21 protein-coding genes are annotated in these 17,893 nt (G+C 51.6%); 12 read left to right on the top strand and 9 right to left on the bottom strand.

Features of this window, described 5'->3' with window-relative positions; translation table 11 throughout:
• Positions 1–238 precede the first annotated feature (238 nt).
• Entirely contained in the window at positions 239–733 is a 495-nt protein-coding gene (locus AUK29_00795) for a hypothetical protein (GenBank protein OIP66399.1), read from the top strand.
• Here AUK29_00795 and AUK29_00790 read toward each other — a convergent pair.
• The 9 genes from AUK29_00790 to AUK29_00750 all read right to left on the bottom strand — a co-directional run bounded on the left by AUK29_00790 (position 728) and on the right by AUK29_00750 (position 8,337).
• On the bottom strand, positions 728–1,501 hold the full coding sequence (locus AUK29_00790) for a tol-pal system protein YbgF (protein ID OIP66398.1): 774 nt from the start codon (positions 1,499–1,501) through the stop codon (positions 728–730). The two genes, AUK29_00795 and AUK29_00790, sit on opposite strands and share 6 nt — an antisense overlap.
• A 182-nt stretch (positions 1,502–1,683) precedes the next feature.
• Positions 1,684–2,175: a peptidoglycan-associated lipoprotein gene (locus tag AUK29_00785; protein OIP66427.1), complete on the bottom strand. Its 492-nt coding sequence runs from the start codon at positions 2,173–2,175 to the stop codon at positions 1,684–1,686.
• A 167-nt stretch (positions 2,176–2,342) separates the two neighbouring features.
• Positions 2,343–3,686, bottom strand: a complete 1,344-nt coding sequence (locus AUK29_00780; GenBank protein ID OIP66397.1) for a Tol-Pal system beta propeller repeat protein TolB — start codon at positions 3,684–3,686, stop codon at positions 2,343–2,345.
• Positions 3,683–4,504 (bottom strand): hypothetical protein, encoded by an 822-nt coding sequence (locus AUK29_00775; GenBank protein ID OIP66396.1) that lies wholly within the window; start codon positions 4,502–4,504, stop codon positions 3,683–3,685. Before AUK29_00775 ends, AUK29_00780 begins: the two co-directional genes overlap by 4 nt.
• A complete protein-coding gene (locus AUK29_00770) occupies positions 4,504–4,923 on the bottom strand; it encodes a protein TolR (GenBank protein OIP66395.1) in 420 nt (139 codons plus the stop codon). Before AUK29_00770 ends, AUK29_00775 begins: the two co-directional genes overlap by 1 nt.
• Positions 4,924–4,946: 23 nt before the next feature.
• A complete protein-coding gene (locus AUK29_00765) occupies positions 4,947–5,633 on the bottom strand; it encodes a protein TolQ (protein OIP66426.1) in 687 nt (228 codons plus the stop codon).
• A 201-nt stretch (positions 5,634–5,834) separates the two neighbouring features.
• Positions 5,835–6,335 (bottom strand): hypothetical protein, encoded by a 501-nt coding sequence (locus AUK29_00760; protein OIP66394.1) that lies wholly within the window; start codon positions 6,333–6,335, stop codon positions 5,835–5,837.
• Positions 6,332–7,333 carry a hypothetical protein gene (locus tag AUK29_00755; GenBank protein OIP66393.1) on the bottom strand — a complete coding sequence of 334 codons (1,002 nt, stop codon included), beginning with the start codon at positions 7,331–7,333 and terminating at the stop codon, positions 6,332–6,334. Before AUK29_00755 ends, AUK29_00760 begins: the two co-directional genes overlap by 4 nt.
• Before the next feature lie 29 nt (positions 7,334–7,362).
• Positions 7,363–8,337 carry a hypothetical protein gene (locus AUK29_00750; GenBank protein OIP66392.1) on the bottom strand — a complete coding sequence of 325 codons (975 nt, stop codon included), beginning with the start codon at positions 8,335–8,337 and terminating at the stop codon, positions 7,363–7,365.
• 276 nt (positions 8,338–8,613) lie between these two features.
• Here AUK29_00750 and AUK29_00745 point away from each other — a divergent pair, with 276 nt between their 5' ends.
• The 11 genes from AUK29_00745 to AUK29_00695 all read left to right on the top strand — a co-directional run bounded on the left by AUK29_00745 (position 8,614) and on the right by AUK29_00695 (position 17,445).
• Complete coding sequence (locus AUK29_00745; GenBank protein ID OIP66391.1) at positions 8,614–9,099, top strand: hypothetical protein; 486 nt, start codon at positions 8,614–8,616, stop codon at positions 9,097–9,099.
• Complete coding sequence (locus tag AUK29_00740) at positions 9,100–9,603, top strand: hypothetical protein (protein OIP66390.1); 504 nt, start codon at positions 9,100–9,102, stop codon at positions 9,601–9,603.
• A gap of 166 nt (positions 9,604–9,769) precedes the next feature.
• Positions 9,770–10,888, top strand: a complete 1,119-nt coding sequence (locus AUK29_00735; GenBank protein OIP66389.1) for a hypothetical protein — start codon at positions 9,770–9,772, stop codon at positions 10,886–10,888.
• Between the two features lie 143 nt (positions 10,889–11,031).
• On the top strand, positions 11,032–12,219 hold the full coding sequence (locus AUK29_00730) for a phosphoglycerate kinase (GenBank protein OIP66425.1): 1,188 nt from the start codon (positions 11,032–11,034) through the stop codon (positions 12,217–12,219).
• Between the two features lie 28 nt (positions 12,220–12,247).
• Positions 12,248–13,006 (top strand): triose-phosphate isomerase, encoded by a 759-nt coding sequence (locus tag AUK29_00725; protein ID OIP66388.1) that lies wholly within the window; start codon positions 12,248–12,250, stop codon positions 13,004–13,006.
• A gap of 91 nt (positions 13,007–13,097) precedes the next feature.
• A complete protein-coding gene (locus AUK29_00720; GenBank protein OIP66387.1) occupies positions 13,098–13,712 on the top strand; it encodes a hypothetical protein in 615 nt (204 codons plus the stop codon).
• A gap of 166 nt (positions 13,713–13,878) precedes the next feature.
• Positions 13,879–14,256 (top strand): hypothetical protein, encoded by a 378-nt coding sequence (locus AUK29_00715; GenBank protein ID OIP66386.1) that lies wholly within the window; start codon positions 13,879–13,881, stop codon positions 14,254–14,256.
• Complete coding sequence (locus AUK29_00710; protein OIP66385.1) at positions 14,235–14,693, top strand: hypothetical protein; 459 nt, start codon at positions 14,235–14,237, stop codon at positions 14,691–14,693. Before AUK29_00715 ends, AUK29_00710 begins: the two co-directional genes overlap by 22 nt.
• 108 nt (positions 14,694–14,801) lie before the next feature.
• A complete protein-coding gene (locus AUK29_00705; GenBank protein OIP66384.1) occupies positions 14,802–15,215 on the top strand; it encodes a preprotein translocase subunit SecG in 414 nt (137 codons plus the stop codon).
• 37 nt (positions 15,216–15,252) lie between these two features.
• Positions 15,253–16,926 (top strand): peptide-binding protein, encoded by a 1,674-nt coding sequence (locus AUK29_00700; GenBank protein OIP66424.1) that lies wholly within the window; start codon positions 15,253–15,255, stop codon positions 16,924–16,926.
• Between the two features lie 78 nt (positions 16,927–17,004).
• Positions 17,005–17,445 (top strand): hypothetical protein, encoded by a 441-nt coding sequence (locus AUK29_00695; GenBank protein OIP66383.1) that lies wholly within the window; start codon positions 17,005–17,007, stop codon positions 17,443–17,445.
• Positions 17,446–17,893 lie beyond the last annotated feature (448 nt).

The raw sequence follows: 17,893 nt of genomic DNA, 5'->3' as shown, positions 1-17,893 counted from the left end.
TTGCTTAAGCCGTTTGATTCTTGCTTTTCTTCGTTTTCTCTTTTCTGTTTTGTTGTATTGTTTCCCCATAAGGCTCCTTCGAATGGTGCGAGAGGATGTGATGAAACCGGTTTTGTTTTGTTGCCGGTTCATTTTACACATAAAACGGCACGGTATCAAGTGCAGAATGCGTATTGAAAAAATAAGTTGAGTTTATTTTTCAAATCCTTTATTGTAAAAAATCGAAAGGCGCGGACGCATGGGAACTTCCGTGAAGGGTCAAAATAAAGTTTCCGAAGAAAGGAGGTCGGCCAGCCGGTTAGAGGCCAACCTCAAGGTCAGTTTCTGTATTATCTGCGGCAGGACAGGCAGAAGGACCAAACGCATTCCTGTGTCGGTCAAGAATCTCTCTATCTCCGGCTTTTGTATGGCCACAGACATGACCATGGTGGAGGATCTTCATGTTCTGGCCGGCAGTTCAGGGGGAGCGGACAATACCCTGGAGGTCAGGATTCAGCTTCCCGATCAGAGTGAAATTCTGATTCAAGGGTCGGCATGCTGGTACAATCTTTCTGAGCCGGGGGATTTCTGCCGATATAATGTGGGGGTTAAGATCAGAAAAATTTCCGAGACGGATCTCGCCCTGTTAAAAAAATTCCTGCGCCGGAACCGGAAGGAGAGGTTCTATAAAAACATCCGAGAAATCAAATGGGTTCAGAGATTGATGCGGGGCGTCAAGGGCAAAGGACTATAGCTGTTTCAATTTCTGCCTGGCCATCTTCGCTTCTTCCGCGTCAGGATATTGATCAACTAGCTTCTTCAGGAGTTGGCGGGCCATGCTGGTATCTTTGAGCTCCTGGAATGAAAGCCCTTCCTTGAGCAAGGCGGCCGGGATCTTTTCCCCCTTGGGATATTGCGTGATCACTTCTTCGAACTCGATGATGGCCTCCTCATACTTCTTCTGCGCAAAGTAAGATTCACCTATCCAGTACTGGGCATTGTCATTGAGTTCATTCCCCGGATATTTCTTGATAAAGCTGCGAAGCTGTCGGATGGCCTTCTCATACTGTCTCTGCTTCATTGCATCCATGGCTTCGTTGTATGCCCGCTCGTCCTCAGGGGGTGAGGACTCTTTCCGTGTTTCTTCAATCGGCAGCGCAGGCGGTCTCTCGATTTCAGCCGCCGGTGGAGGCGCCAGAGGGGATTCGGAGGGGCCGGTTGATGAAGGAATCTCCATGTTCATCGGCTTTGTGGGAGAAAGGGTTTTTTCCAGTTCCGCCACTCTGGCTTCTAAGAATGAAAGATGTTCCTTCAGGTTCCGAATCTCCTCCGAAATCCCTTGTTGTACAGGGGCAGTATTCACACGAGTGTCGCTTCTATCCTGAATCTCGTCAACTCGTCCGGCAAGCTGCTGGATTTGATTCTGAATCGAGTCCGTCTGAGAAGAAAAATCCGCCATCTTCCTGCGGACATCCTTGGATGACACATCCCATTCAGCGGATTTCTGCAGGACGTCTTTCATTTGTCCTTCAAGAAAGTTAATGCGCGCGTCCTGGTTCATTGCCGCACAGCCGCAAAACAGGCCTATTACCATGGACAAGATCATCCACTGCCGGATTCGGTGCATGTTCGTCAAGGCGGTTCCCCTTAAAGCGTGCCTCTGGGCTTATCGGTTTCTTTCAATCTCAACATCCAAGCTGTGAGTTACTTCGCGGACAAGTGTGCCCGTCTGTTTTTCGACCAGCAGGACTCTTCATGTTCCGTACACTGGGGTTTTTCCTCGCCGTACGAAATGGTGGAGAGGCGGTCGGCCTTGATCCCTAAATTGATCAGATAATTATAGGCGCTTTTTGCCCTTCTGTCTCCCAGGGCGATGTTGTATTCATTGGTGCCCCGCTCATCGCAGTGACCCTCAACCGCCACCTTGACATTAGGATTGCTTTCAAGCCATGCAGCATCGTCGGCCAGGGTTGCACGCGCTTCCGGAGAGAGATCAAAACGGTCGAAATCAAAAGAGATATCCTTGAGTTCCTTGGGTTGGATCGCCTCGATCTCTTCAGAGCCCATACCGCCTTGTTTCATGCCTGTGCCGGCGCCTTCTTCCCCTGCGGCTGATTTGGTCGTGTCCACTTTCTTCGCGCAACCGCCAAAGGCGAATAAGAGTACGACCGCCATGGCCATGATACTAAAAGACATCCATCTGTTCTTCTTCATATGCTGCTCCTCCTTCTCTTGTTGAAAAAAAATACCACAAAGATACAAAAAGACCACCTCTTTGTTCCCCGTGGCTGTACCACCCTTTTCAAACATGGTTAAGTATAATACAGAAATTTAATTTGTAAACAGTTTTTTTAAAGAATTTTTTATTCAACAGAAATGCCTGGCGACCAGTTGGGCGCCGTATTTTTAGCCGGATTTGAGGTGATTTTACGAAGATTTGTGCCATTGGCGTTCATGATATAAATGTCCGGTTTCCCGCCCAGTGTGGAACTGAAGCAGAGAAACCGTCCATCCGGCGACCAGGAAGGGTACTCATTGTTCCCGGCATTGGACGTCAGCAGGATCATCTGGGACCCATCCGGCTTGATGGTTGCGATCTGGAAATGCCCATTGGTCTGACTGGAAAAGGCGATCCGGTCCCCCCGTGGAGACCAGGCCGGCGAGGCATTGTATTTACCCTGGGAGGTGACCCTGGATACGTTTGTGCCGCTGTAATCCATGATATAGATCTGTGGAGTCCCTGCCCGATCCGACATGAAGGCGATTTGTTTGCCGTCCGGCGACCAGGCTGGGGATACATCCGTCGCAAAGTTTTTGGTCATCGCCCTCGGGGTTTTGGAGTACTTGTCGAGAATATAGATCTCAGGATTGCCTTCTTTGCTCATGACGTAGGCCAGCCTTCCCCCTCCGGGCGAGTAAACGCCTCCTGTATTGATGCCGGGTTCCCCGGAAATTTTCTGGACTTCGCCGGTCTGTGCGATGATCTGATAGAGGTCGGGATTCTTTTCCCTGTATGAGGTAAAAACGATCTTTTCGCCGTCTGTAGACCATTTGGGCGCAACGATGATGGGTTTTTCCTTCAGACTGACATGGTCATTATAACCGTCGTAGTCCATGATATGGATCTCATAGAAACCGCCGGCAATGGAGAGATAGACGATCCGGGTATCGAAGGCCCCTTCCTCTCCGGTGATCTGTTTGATGATCTCGTTTGCAAAACGATGGGCCATCCTTCGAACCTCGCTGACCTTGCCGTAATATTTTTTCGCAAGAATCTGCTTTTGCAGGATCACATCATAGAGATAAAATATGGTCTGGAGCTGGTCTCCGCTCCGAAGATAGGTTCCCTTGATCAGGACATCGGCACCCACGATCCGCCAGTCTTCGAAGCGGATCTTGGACGGATCGGTATCCGAAGCAGCGGGGTCTTCAATGAAGCTCGTGGGATCCAGGATCTGGAGCAGCCCGGAAAAGGACAAGTCGTCGCTTAAGGTCTCATGAAGCTCCTTCCCGATGGGGAGGTCCTCAGGAGCCTGTTTCAAATCCTTGAAGAGTTGGATGGCCACAGGGAGCCTCCGGATAACCGGGGCATTGATATCCAGGTAGATCTTGGGATCGGCCGAAGCATCCGAGAGAAAAAGAAAAAATATGGAGGTCATGGCCAGAACGGCAACTTTTTTCAGATAGGGGGTAAGATGTCTATTCATTGATAATCCTCTGGAGTAAAACGGATACCCACCGGAAGCTCTTCTTCCTCGCCTGGAATCGGTGGAAGGGGGCTGCTTTTTTCAATGGCCCGGATGGTCGAATCATCAAAGGCCTGGTTCCCTGAGTTTTTTTCAATGGTGATGTCCGATATTTTCCCATTTTTTTCTATCACGATGCCGATCACGGTTTCCATATCGCGTTCAATGGATATGCCTTGGGGGATGATCCATGCGTCGCGGATAATCTCCCAGATTGTGCTATAGTAGGTTTTATACCGGATCTCCATCAGCCGGCTGGATATGGCGCCCCGGCCGGCAATGGCCTGCTGCTGGCCCTGGCCTGCCACGCTCCCTGCCCCCCCATCCTTTTCGGATATCTTTTTCTTCAGGTTCTCAATGGCGGACCGGATATCCTTGTTACTGTAGTCCTTGTCCGGCGGTTTTTCAGGAACCGGTTTTTTCTTGACCGCCTTTTCCGCCTCAGGCGCGGCCTTCTTGACTATTTCCGGGGCTTTTTTCTCCTTCTTCACATCGGGTATGAGGATCTTCTCCTCAGCCTTTGGTTTCGGAGGAACCATCACCGCCTTTTCCTGTGGCGGGGCCGGGGCCTCGGCCTTCTTTTGCGCCTGCCCGGCCATGGAAACCAGATCCACGGTCGTAGCCGAAGGCGGGGCATAATAAATGGGAAGTGGGGCGATCTTCCGGGCAAGGGCAATGAAAAAGATTACGGCAAGGTGAAGGGCCAGGGAGACCCAAAACATCCGCCAGAAATCCCTGTCAAATTCGGTTTCTTCAAAAGGGCGAAACCTGATCACCATCAATCTGCTATCTCCGACACGTCGGTGACCATGCCCAGCTTCTGGATACCCGCTTCCTTGATGGCCGCCATGACCTTGACCACGAAACCGTAAGGTACGTTTTTGTCGGCTCGAAGGAAAACCTCCTTATGGGGATCTGCCTCCAGGATTTTTATCAGTTTCTTCTGCAATTCCTCAAAAGTAAAAGGGGTCTTGTTGATATAGATATTCTTGCTTTGGGTCACGGTGACCACGAGGCGCTCTTCCTCGATCTTGATGGGAGAAGTCTTGGTTTTCGGCAGATCCACGTCTATTCCCTGCTGCAGCATGGGTGCGGTCACCATAAAGATGATCAGCAGCACCAGCATGACGTCCACGAGGGGAGTCACGTTGATCTCCGACATGCTGCCGTACTCATTATTTTTTCCTGTCGGTCCCATGGTCCGTTCTTGAAAAAAAGGTTTTACTTCTCCAAGTATTTTTCCGCGATCGTAATGAATTCGGAAGAAAAGTTTTGCATCTCATTGGCAAGAACCCGGATCTTGCGAACAAAATGGTTATAGGCCACGACCGCAGGAATTGCCGCGGCAAGCCCTGCGGCTGTAGCCACCAAGGCCTCGGAGATCCCCGGAGCGACCACGGCCAGGCTGGCCGACCCCCGGGCGCCGATCCCGCGGAAGGCGCTCATGATTCCCCAGACCGTGCCGAAAAGCCCGATAAACGGCGAGGTGCTGCCGGTTGTGGCTAAAAAGGTGATGGATCGCTCCAGCCTCGTGATCTCGGAGATGGTTGCCCGGTTCAGGGCCCGTTTGATGCGCTCAATTCCCATGGTCTCGGTGATCCCCGTCATTTCAACATGCGCTTCAGAATTTTGAGACTTCTTTTTTAATAACGCCTCTTTTTGCATGATCTTGTTCAGCTCATCATATGCGGCCTCAAAGAGTCTTGAGATGGGACTGGCCGAATATTGTTTGGCTGAACGGATCAGGGTATTCAGGGGATGATCCATCCAGAAAACCTTGAGAAAATTGTTCGATTGGATCCGGGCCAGACGGATGACACGATATTTATAGAAAATGATGGCCCAGCAGGCCACGGAGAATATCAGCAGGATCAGGAGAACCCCCTTGACCACCCAGCCTGCCTGCATGACCAGAGAGAGTATTCCGTTATTCCCAAGGGTTACTGCGGCGCCTTCCATAGAGGTTATCCCTTCAAAAGGTATTCTTTCCAGCAGCTTGTTTTGCAACAACTTTTTGAAACTTTAATATACCTCGTCATCTAAAGTCAAGATCCGAATCTCGATTCATAGATTGGATTGCCGAAGATGTTGCTGCGGTCCATGCCGGGTTCAGGGCTCATAGGGCCCGAGATCGCGGCGCCGGGCCTTGTCCCGCAGCCTTTTTCGTGCCTCAGCGAGTTTTTGCCGTTCCTTCTCATCCCGGCTCATACAGATCAGAGGATTGACACGGGCGGGACATCCTTTCCCATCCAATGCAACATAGGTGACGAGTGCGGAGCAGGTCTGCCTCCGTTCGCCGGTGGTCGGGTGCTCCGAGAAGATCTCCACTTCCACCTCTACCGAGGTTTTGAAGGCCGCATTGAGACGCGCCCGGATGATGGCAAAGTGGCCGACCTTGATCGGATGTTTGAAATCCACGCGGTCCACGGATGCCGTGACCACGATTTTACGGCAATGGCGCATGGCGGCCATGGCGCCGGCCAGATCAATCATGGATAAGACCTTGCCTCCGAATACGTTACCCAGATGATTGGCATCATTGGGCTGGACCAATTCCGTGCTTTCGACCATGGACTCGGAAACGGTTTTTCCTTTTAATCTCTGTTTCATTGGACACGCCTCCGGTCAAAATCCCTGGATGGGTGGATCTCTCCAAGTTCGTCCACGATCAACCCCTGCACATCGGGGATTTTATCAATCAATGCCATTCCGGCTTCAGGCCCGAGGACAAAGACCGCAGTGGCCACGGCATCGGCCATAATGACTGTGGGGCAGATGATGGTGACGCTCCGGCATCCCTGCGCCGGATAGCCTGTCCTCGGGTCCATGATATGATGATACCGGACACCGTTATAGATGAAGAACCGTTCGTAGTCCCCGGACGTGGCTATGGCACAGTTCGTCATCGGCATCTTTTTTATCAGGGTGTTCCGGTTTCTCGGATCCTGTATCCCGATCTCCCATGGCTGTTGGTCGGAACGTCTTCCGATCACCAGGAGATCTCCACCGGCATTGATGACGGCGTTTTTGATCCCTTGCGCCTTAAGAACGGCCATGGCCCGGTCCACGGCATACCCCTTGGCGATCCCGCCGAGTCCGATGGACATGCCGGGCTTCTTCAGCAAGACCCTTCCCTGATCATCCATCAGCACGTCGTGATAGTTGATCAGAGGAAGAACCTTCCGGATCTCCTCTTCGGACGGCGGGCGGCTGTCCGGCTCCATAGGCCAGAGGTTTGAGAGCGGCTTGAAGGTGATGTCAAAAGCGCCGTTTGAGAGACGGCTGTACCGGAGGGATTCCTGAATCACAAAAAGCAGTTCAGGGTCGACCGGCCTCCACGCCTTGCCGGCTGAACGGTTGATCAAAGAGATATCGCTTTCAGGGATATAGGTGCTCATGACCTGTTCTATGCGGCGGATCTCATGAAAGGCAAGGTCTTCGGCCCGGTCGGCCAGATTCGGTTCGGCTCCGGAGATGGAGATGCTCACCAGCGTTCCCATGAGCATCTGCTCCCTGGTGGTTAAGGGCGATGCTGAGGGGCTGCATCCTGCAGCGCCTGCCGGCAGCAGGAGGAGAATGAAGATGACCAGGCATCGAAAAGGTTTCATTCAATAAAATCTGCCAAGGGTTAACGAGGCTATAGCTCTCGCTTGTAAATGAAATCAGAGACGGCAAGAAGGGCGTTCTTTGCAGGAGAAGGCTCAAAGCAGTCCAGGGATGCCTTGGCTTTTTTGATATATCCCTGGGTTTTTTCCATTGTATATTCCACCCCCTTGTCGTTCGCGATGCACTCGAAGACGAATTCAACATCCTCGGGCTTGGGCCGGCGGTTTTTAAAAATCCGGACCAGCCTTTGAGACTCCTCCTTGCCGGATTTCATCAGGGTATGGATCAGCGGCAGGGTGATCTTCCCTTCGAGAAGATCCTTGCCTACCTGTTTCCCGAGTTTGCGCTCCTCGGCGGAATAGTCGAGCGCATCATCGATCAACTGGAACGCGATGCCGATATTCATGCCAAAAGCCGTCATGGCGTTCCGGATCTCCTGGGGCGCCCCTGCAATAATGGTCCCAAGGCGGCAGGCTGCGGATATCAAGGCCGCCGTTTTATAGGTGATGACCTCGATGTATTCCTCTTCCGTAATACCGACGTTCCCGATATGGGCGAGCTGCATCACTTCGCCTTCGGACATGGTCGTGGTCGCCTCCGACAGGACGTCCATGATCTGCTGGTTATGCTCTCGTACGGCAAGGTAAAGGGCCTTGGAGTAGAGAAAATCTCCCACCAGAATGCTGGCCTGATTCCCCCAGACCCGGTTAGCCGACTTTTGTCCCCTGCGCATGTTGGCCTCATCGACCACGTCATCGTGGAGCAGAGATGCGGTGTGGATATATTCGATGATGCCGGCAAGGAGGTAATGCCTGTTTCCCCTGTATCCGCAGGCCCTGGCTGAAAGCAGGAGCAACAGAGGCCGGATCCGCTTTCCCCCTCCTTTGAGAAGATGAAACCCCACCTCCGGGATCAACGGGGCCTTGGACGCAAGATGGGTGATGATGCACGCTTCGACATCCGCCAAATCCTTCTCTAAGCTTTTCCAGACTTCCCCGATTTCCATAAAAATTCCCTATAAAATAACGTGATAGTAGAGCATTGATCCTTGCTTGTCAAGATGTAAGGCGGTCCCAATCCGGGTGATAGAAACGGCCGGAACCCTCCGCCTAAGCCTCCATGTTTTTTAACCAACGAGAGCATGGACGTGACTTGCGGCGCCTCCCGATCCATGAGGGTATGGGTATATAGATAGGATTTTATCGCTCCATTCGCATGTGGATTTTGGTTTGACTTTTATCCGGAGCAAAGGTAGAGTGGATGAAAATGAGATGATAAGGTTATGAAGTTTTTATATATTGCCGCCTGTTTAATTTTTATTACCGGGTGTACCCCGGCCATTCCCATGGAGTATCTCTCCAAGATCGACCGATCTGCAACTTACCCGATAGTGAAATCAAACATTCAAAAATATATCGGCGTTACAGTGGCCTGGGGTGGATATATTCAGGAGGTTTCCAATATCCCGGAAGGAACCTATATCGAAGTGATTGAATCCCCTCTCGATTCAGGGAACCGCCCTGAAGATCTGGACCAGACCCGAGGCCGTTTTCTTATTGGGTATCCGGGATATGCCGAACCCGTCCGATATGCCAAGGGGAGAGCCATCACCGTGGTCGGCGAGGTCCAGGGTTATCAAGAGCGCCCTTTAGGTGAGATCCGTTATGGCTATCCGGTGATCCATCGTCTATACGACCGGTTGTGGGATCCAAAAACAACTTCCGATATCCATTTAGGGATCGGGGTGGGCGCCGTATTCACCCATTAAATGATTGCAAGAGTGGGAAACGTGAAGATAGGCATCCTTTCCGATACGCATGGCGTCCTTCACCAGGCTGTTCTTGATCTTTTTGAAGGGGTGGATGCCATTTTTCATGCCGGCGACATCGGCGATGACGACGTGCTGTCAAGGCTGAAAAAGATCGCCCCGGTCATGGCGGTCAGAGGGAATATGGATTCGCCTCCCTTGTCATATGACGTTCCGGTTTACCGTGTCAGCCGTCTGGCGGATAAGAATATCCTGATCACCCACCGGGTAGGAAACCCCATGAAGCCTTGCGCGGAACTGCAGGAAAGGCTGCTCCAGGTCCGGCCTGCCGTGGTGGTGTTCGGGCACACCCATCATTCTTTCAATCAATGGATCAACGGGATTCTCTTCTTCAACCCGGGTACCGCAGGCAAGAAAAGTCATGGACACCCGCTCTCTGTGGGGTTCATAGAAATGGATGCGGATGAAATAAACGGCAGGATCATCTATTTTGATCATGAATAGAGAAGACCTTGTCATTTCGGAGATCAAACACAATATGTGGGCTTACTAACAGATAAACCGCAAGATGTGGAAAAAGAATCCCTTGTTGCAACCTCTGACAAACAAAGGAAATTCTAATAGCATTTTATTCAAGATATGGTGGTTATCCACATCTTATATACAAGATGTGGATAACCATAAAGCCTCGATTTTATTCTTCAGGACTTTTGTATTTCTCCTTTTTTTCCCCTTATGGGGTCTGGTCCATGTCTCTCCACTTCATGGAGCGGAACGTTTTCCGTTGAATTATATTTCCCCTGAACAAGATCGGATCATCCTCATGGCCGAGTCGCTGGTGATGGAACGCCGCTATGATGAGGCCATGGGCCTCTTTGACCAGATGGAGAAAGAGGAACCTGAGTCGATTCTGCCGAGCATGGGCCGCCTTCTGATCCTCATGGCACACTCTTTAGAGAAGGGCGAGACATTCGAGCGTATTGAAAAGGAGATCCTGGCCGAGATGAAGAAGAACACCCGGCTTCTAAAAAAGATGAAGGACCAACCAGACCTTACCGCATGGGATCATTATATCATGGGAGGATCGCTCGGCGCCCAGGGCCTCTATGAGTTGGAACACCAGCGCTATGTTTCCGCTTTTATGCACGGGATCTCCGCCCTTTCCCATTTTAAAGAGGCGCGGATCATGGACCCCGAAATTCATGATGTTGACTTTGCTACGGGGCTTTATAAGTATTTCCGGAGCGTCAAGACCCGGTACCTCTGGTTTCTCCCGCTGATCCATGACCAGCGGCTGGAGGGGATTGAAGAGATCCGCACGGCATTGGGAAAAGGGCATTATGCCGTTCCTGCATGCAAGATCGCCTTGATTGCTCTTGCCGAAAAAGAAGGCCGGGATCTCGAGGGGATCAAGATGGGCGAGGCCTTTCTTAAAGAGGGTCCGAAATGTCTTCTGATCCGGGATCCCCTTGCAAAGATCTATCGGCGCCGGTCTCAATGGTTCGATGCCGGGATGACCTATTATAACGGCTATGACGGAGATCCATCCATCCGATGGGTCCTCCTTGAAGCCGGACGGGATTTTCTGATGGGGAATGATCTGACCGAAGCCGAGACGGCATTTCAGGCATATTTATCCGGTTCTCCTCCTGATTCCGGTGCGGCGCAGGCACACCTGGGGCTTTCCAGAATTTACCATAGGAAAGGCGATCCCTCCCTCTCTCAGCAGGAGAGGGCATGGGCGGTCAAGCTTGATCCTGAGTTGAGAAATTCCCCGATAGAGAATTAGATTTAAAAACCGTTTAAAAACAGCTTACATCTTGACATTATTCTGTGGGTTTAATATAAACAGAGGTGCTTGCTCAGGTTGACAAATGGAAAAGACCATAAGGATACATGATCGAAAACTTGACGAGGTGAGCTGTGAATAAGATGACGATTGAGGATGTGGAATTAGAGGGGAAGCGTGTTTTTATCCGTGTTGATTATAATGTTCCTATGGACGATGACGGGAACATCACCGATGACCGAAGGATTCGGGCGTCTCTGTCAACGATTAACTACTGTATTGATCGAGGGGCCAGGGTGATTCTCGCCTCTCATCTGGGGAGGCCCAAGGGGGTTCGGAATGCCAAACTTTCTCTGACTGCCACGGCCAAGAGACTCAACCGTCTCCTGAATAAAGAGGTGCGGTTCGCTCCGGATTGCGTGGGCCCGGAAGTCCGTGCCATGATCGATTCCCTTCGGAACGGCGACATCATTTTATTGGAAAACCTTCGTTTCCATCCGGGGGAAGAAATCAACGATGAAGGGTTTGCCAAAGAGCTGGCCCAGGGCATGGATGTCTATGTAAACAACGCCTTTGGAACAGCACACCGGGCGCATGCCTCGACCTTCGGGATCAGCCGCTTTGTCCCGGTAGCCGTGGCCGGATTTCTCATGAAAAAAGAGATCGAATATTTTGAAAAGGTCATTACGAATCCGGTGCGTCCTTTTGTGGCGATCCTGGGGGGGTCCAAGGTTTCCGGAAAGATCGGTGTGATCAAGAACCTGATAGACCGGGTGGACAAAATCATCATCGGGGGCGGAATGATGTTCACTTTTCTCAAGGACTCCCAGCTTGAAGTGGGGAACTCCCTCGTTGAAGAGGAGATGGTCGATTCTGCCCTTCACATGCTTAAGCGTGCCCGGAAACAAGGGGTCAAGTTCTACCTCCCTGTGGATGTGGTTGTGGCCGACCGGATTCATGCCCATGCCAATACCAAGATCGTCACGGTCCAGGAGATTCCTCAAGGATGGTACGGATTGGATATAGGGCCGGCCTCCAGCAAACTTTTTGAGCTGGCGCTTCAGGGCGCTAAGACCATTGTCTGGAACGGGCCCATGGGAGTCTATGAGATCGATGCCTTCAGCCGGGGGACCTCGTCGCTGGCGCACACCGTGGCCGGATGCTATGCCACCACGATTATCGGAGGGGGAGATACCGCTGATGCGGTCAACCGGGCCGGCGAGGCCGATAACATGACCTTCATCTCCACGGGCGGAGGGGCCTCGCTGCAGCTCCTTGAGGGGAAAAGCCTTCCCGGCATTGAAGGGTTGACCGAAAAGAAGGTTTTGTAATGCGGTTTATTTAATGAGGAGAAAAGAGATGCGACGAAAGATGATTGCCGGGAACTGGAAGATGTATAAGACCGTGACTGAGGCGCTTGCGCTGGTGGAGGGACTGAAGAAGAAGCTCAATCAGATTGATGATGTGGATATGGTGGTGGCCCCCCCGTTCACGTCGCTGGCCAGGGTTTATCAGGCCATTCAATCCAGCAACATCATGCTCGCCGCACAGGACCTCTTTTATGAGAAGGAAGGCGCTTATACCGGAGAGGTTTCCGGCGGGATGCTCAAGGACGTGGGATGCCAGTATGTGATCGTAGGACATTCCGAGAGGAGAGGATACTTCGGAGAGACCGATGAGATGGTCAACAGAAAGGTCCATGCGGCCTTGAATGCCGGACTGACCGCCATCCTGTGCTTCGGCGAATCTTTGGAAGAGCGGGATGCCGGGAAGACCTTCCAAGTGGTGAGCCGGCAGGTTAAGGCCGGTCTTGCCGGATGCAGCGAAAAAGAGATGGGAAACATCGTGATGGCCTATGAGCCGATATGGGCCATTGGAACGGGTAAGACCGCCACGCCGGCACAAGCCAACGAAGTTCATTCCTACCTTCGTCACCTTCTCTCTGATGCCGTCAATGACCAGACTGCGGAAAAGACGATGATTCTTTACGGAGGGAGCGTGAAGCCGTCCAATGCTGCGGAACTGATGAATCAGCCGGATATCGACGGGGCATTGGTGGGAGGAGCCAGCCTGACCGTGGAATCCTTCTCAGAGATTATCTTCTCCAGTCGTGGATAGGAAAGGCAACAGAGAAAACGCTGCCTTAAATGGCCGTTGTCCAGCCCAACCGCGGATGTTTACTTGAATTTTCTGGAATTTTTGGCGTCTAATGGATAAAAAGGTGGATCCAATATCCGAGGATCTGGAATGGGTTCAAAGATCCCAGGATGGGGATCAGGAGGCCTTTTCCGAACTGGTACGGAAATACCAGAAAAGGGTCTATTACCTGGCGTATGGCATGCTCGGGAACCGGGAGGATGCCCTGGATATCGCCCAAGAGGCCTTTCTCAAGGCCTTTCGTTCACTAAAAGGGTTTCAGGGGGGCGGGGGGTTCTATACATGGCTCTATCGGATCGCGTACAATTTATCCATTGATTTCATGCGGAAGGAATGGCGGAAAAAGAATTTGGAATACCGCGACAACCAGGATCTGACAGAAGAAGAGGATCCTGTCATCCGCGTTCCATCCTCTTCACATCCCGGGCAGGAAATGGCACAGAAAGAATTGAACCGGGTGATCATGGATGCCATTCAGTCATTGCCGGAGGAACACCGATCGGTCATCCTCCTCCGGGAGATGGAAGGGCTATCCTATGAGGATATCGCAAAGACGCTCAGGATAAGAAAAGGAACCGTGATGTCGAGGCTGCATTATGCCAGGCAGGAGCTTCAGAAGAACCTGATGCCTTATATTAAAGAAGGTGAGATCCGTGAGAAAAAGTAGATGCAGCAGGATACTTCAATGGATCGGCCCCTATGATGACGGGGAGCTTTCTCCTTTTAGGAGCGCCAGGGTCAGGGGGCATCTTGAGGATTGTCTTTCATGCCGGACGGCTCTAAAGCGCCTCCGGCAGACACGGAGATTAGTCCGACAAGGTGTTGCTCTCTCGATGGCTGAAGAGAATTCGGATCTTGAAGCCCTCCATTCAAGGGTTAGAGACGGGATCCGGTTGCAGGAATCGGAGAGCAAAGGACGATGGTGGGGTGGGAGGCTCAAAAACCTCATGTTCCGGGGGTCGAGGATTCTGGTCCCTTCAGCTATTGCAGCGGTCCTGATTGCAGCGGTGGTTTTAAAGATTTACAATCCCCTATCATCTGTGATAAAAACTTCCGGGAAGAATGAATGCATCGTGGACTCGGTTGAAGGCGCAAACGGCACGGTCATGTTGTTCAAGACGCATGACTCGCAAATGACGGTGATCTGGTTGTCTTCGGATCATGAATCGAATGAGGAGGCGCAAGGGCGATGGACACCCTATTCCGTCTAAGAAAAACATTCTTTTTCATGCTGGCCGGGGGCATTTGCTTTATAAGCCTTGCCCGTCCCGCTGTGGCTGAGGTTTTTAATACGGAGGTCCGTGTCATTCTGGCTTCAAATTCAGACCAGGGGTTTGACCCGAGGCTTCTGGACCTGAAAAAGGATCTTCTTGCCCTCAACTACATGTCCTTTGAGCTCGTTGATCAGACCGGATTGTCATTGGGCGGCGGCCAGACCGGTAAAGTGCCGATACCCGGGAGAAGGGTCATGGAGCTCACTCCCACAGGTGTGGAACGGGGGAAGATTGTCATGCAGGTCAACATCCGTGAAGGGGGGACTTCGCTTCTAAAAACGCAGATCCGGATTGCCAACCATGGGACCGTGATCATCGGGGGCCCTTCATTTCAGTCCGGTTTTATCGTTTTGGCCGTTACAGCGCACTTTTAGCATGAGAGCCTCATGTGCATCCCGGGGTTTTTATCCCTTGTCTTTATCTTCCATTTATGGTAATGAATAGAACATGAAAATTGAAAAATACTTCAAGGAGAGAGCGGTATGATTCCTTTATTAATTGTCATCCACATAACGGTCTGTATCATCATGATCCTTATCGTGTTGCTGCAAGGGGGAAAGGGCGCTGACATCGGGGCCAGCTTCGGCGGGGCCAGCCAGACGGTTTTCGGCAGTTCCGGCCCCACGGATTTTATGGGCAAGTTAACCACCTGGTGTGCGGCGATCTTTATGATCACTTCTTTAAGCCTGGCTTATTTATCGGGCGGGAACAAGGCCTCATCCGTGGTGAATATGGCCCCCCTGACCTCCGAAAAGCAGGAATCTTCGAGCATCCCAGCCCCTGCCCCGGAGGGAATAGACCAGACACTCCCCCCCATCGAACAGAAGCAAGGCGTTCCGGAAAGTCCTGCTCCATCTCAGGAGAAGGCCCCTGCGCCGGAAACAGAAGCCAAATAAATTAAGGACACATGATCTCACCAGAGATCCCGGAATGATGAGAATGATATCTGTAAAACGTCTAACCGTTCCGCTTCGGTTTCTTTTCATCAGCATCTTTATTTCCTCAGCTCTGTCGGGATGCAGCCCCCCGGAAAACAAAGAGCAATCCTCGAACGATGCCGCTCTTGCCCAGAAGCCGGTTTCCGGGGATGCCATTGTGGTGGCCTCGATCGGTGATGCCAAGAGGTTGAACCCTGTGATTGCCAATGACAGCGCCTCCGGCGACATCAATGGTCTGGTCTTTAACGGCCTGATCCGTTATGACAAGGATCTCCATTTCGAAGGGGATCTGGCCGAGTCTTGGGATATTTCAGACGACGGCCTGGTCATCACCTTTCATCTCCGGCCTAAAGTGACCTGGCATGACGGCGAACCTTTCACCGCCGAGGACGTCCTTTTTACCTACCGGAAACTCATTGATCCGAATGTGGCCACACCCTACGCGGCGGATTACCAAAGAGTGGCCAAGGCTGAGATCCTGAGTCCCCTGACGTTCCGGGTGACGTACAAGGAGCCGTTTGCGCCGGCCCTCGAGAGCTGGACCATGGGGATCATCCCAAAGCATATTCTCCAGGGAAAGGATATCAACACGGATGAGTTCAACCGGCATCCTGTGGGCACAGGCCCCTATCGGTTCAAGGCATGGCTGACCGGTCAGAAGATCGTCCTTACAGCGAACGATGCGTATTTCAAAGGGAGGTCTTACATTGACGAGTATGATTATCGGATCATCCCGGATCCGGCCACCATGTTTCAGGAACTGCGCTCCAAAGGGGTCGACATGATGGGCCTCACGCCTCTTCAGTTCAGCCGTCAGACCGACAGCGCTTTTTTCAAGGAGAATTTTAAAAAATTCAGATACCCGTCCAACGGGTATACCTATCTGGGCTACAATTTAAAAAATCCGAAATTTTCGGACAAACGGGTCCGCCAGGCCTTGGCCTATGCCATCAACAAGGAAGATATCATCAAGGGGGTCCGGCTTGGCCTGGGTTCACCCGCCACAGGACCGTATCCCCCCCATTACTGGGCTTACAACCCCAGTGTACGGACCTATCCCTATGACCCGGAAAAGGCCAAGGCCATGCTCCATGAAGCCGGATGGTCGGATACGGATGGGGACGGGATCCTGGACAAAGACGGCAGGCCTTTCCAGTTTACGATGATCACCAATCTGGGGAATGATGAACGCAAACAGGCGGCGGAGATCATTCAGCAGAACCTCAAGGCCGTAGGGCTCGATGTCAGGATCAAGGTTGTGGAATGGCAGGCCTTTATCAACGAGTTTGTAGACAAGAGGCAGTACGAGGCCATCATTCTCGGATGGTCCATCGGTCTGGACCCGGACAACTACATCATGTGGCATTCTTCTCAGACCGGACCCAACCAGTACAATTTCGTATCCTACAGCAATCCGGAAATTGATGAACTCCTGATCCAGGGAAGGAGAACCTTTGATCTGGAAAAACGAAAGGCCATCTACCGGAAGATCCATGCCATTCTGGCAGAGGACCAGCCCTATTGTTTTCTTTATGTGCCGGATGCCCTCCCTGTCGTGGATGCGAGATTTCATGGGATCAAACAGGAAAAAGCAGGAATATCGTATAATTTTGAAAAATGGTGGGCGCCCAAGGAACTCCAGCGTTATGCCGCCGCCATGACCCCGTGAGCATAAAATACTTGACAGGTTAAAGGAAGACTCTTAAAGTCTAATCAGGCGTGACGAAAGATTGATATAAGGATCCTTATGGCGATACTGAGGTGGGACCCCTTTAAGGACCTGTCCCTGGTCCAGGACAGGTTGAGCCAGTTCTTCAAAGAGGCGCTCTATTCTGTTCCCGCATTGGGTGAGGAGAAGGGAGGCGCCTATACGCCGCCCGTTGATATCCTGGAAACAGGGAGTGAAGTGATCCTCCTGGCCGAGCTCCCGGGCGTTTGCAGGGAGGATATCGATATACAGATCGAGGGGGATATCCTGATTCTGAGGGGAGAGAGAAAATTCCAAAAAGAGGCCGACCAGGAAAATTATTACAGGATGGAATGTTCCTATGGCGTTTTTCATAGGGTCTTTACCCTTCCGCAGAGTATTAAAAAAAACGAGATCCAGGCCCGCTTTGACCAGGGGGTTTTAGAGATACGCCTGCCCAAGGCGGGCCAGAAAGAGAAGGTTCATGTCAACGTGGAGTGAGCATGCAAGACCTCTCTTCTTCTAATCGGCAATCAAAGGTTTTTTTGCACGCCTTTTGATCAAAGATCAAAAGTTTTTGATTCTTGATCTTTAATTTCGGTTCTTCTCCCATATAGTGGGTAAAAAGGGTTCGAGGATTCCAGGGTTACGCTTCGCGTGCCCCGCTTTTCTCTATTTTTGTCATTAGATCCCGGCATCTCCTTGAATCTTTTTTTGCCGGGCCGGGACCGTCTGCGACGGCTACTACACTAACGTATCTTGGGGTCGAGGATTCCAGGGTTCAAGGGGTCAAGTGAAATACTGATACCGGTAAACCGAGTACAAGAACGCAAGCAAAATTTCCAGAGAAAAACACTGGAACCCTTGAACCCTATGACCCTCGGCCCCTTATGTTTTCAGCACTTCACTTGACCCCTGGAATCCTTGACCCCTGATGTTTTCACCCACT

The organism is Nitrospirae bacterium CG2_30_53_67 (genome assembly GCA_001873285.1).
In the GTDB taxonomy this organism is placed as follows: Bacteria; CG2-30-53-67; CG2-30-53-67; order CG2-30-53-67; family CG2-30-53-67; genus CG2-30-53-67.
The sequence above is the reverse complement of the archived record's forward strand: the minus strand, read 5'-3'. Positions and strand labels throughout refer to the sequence as shown.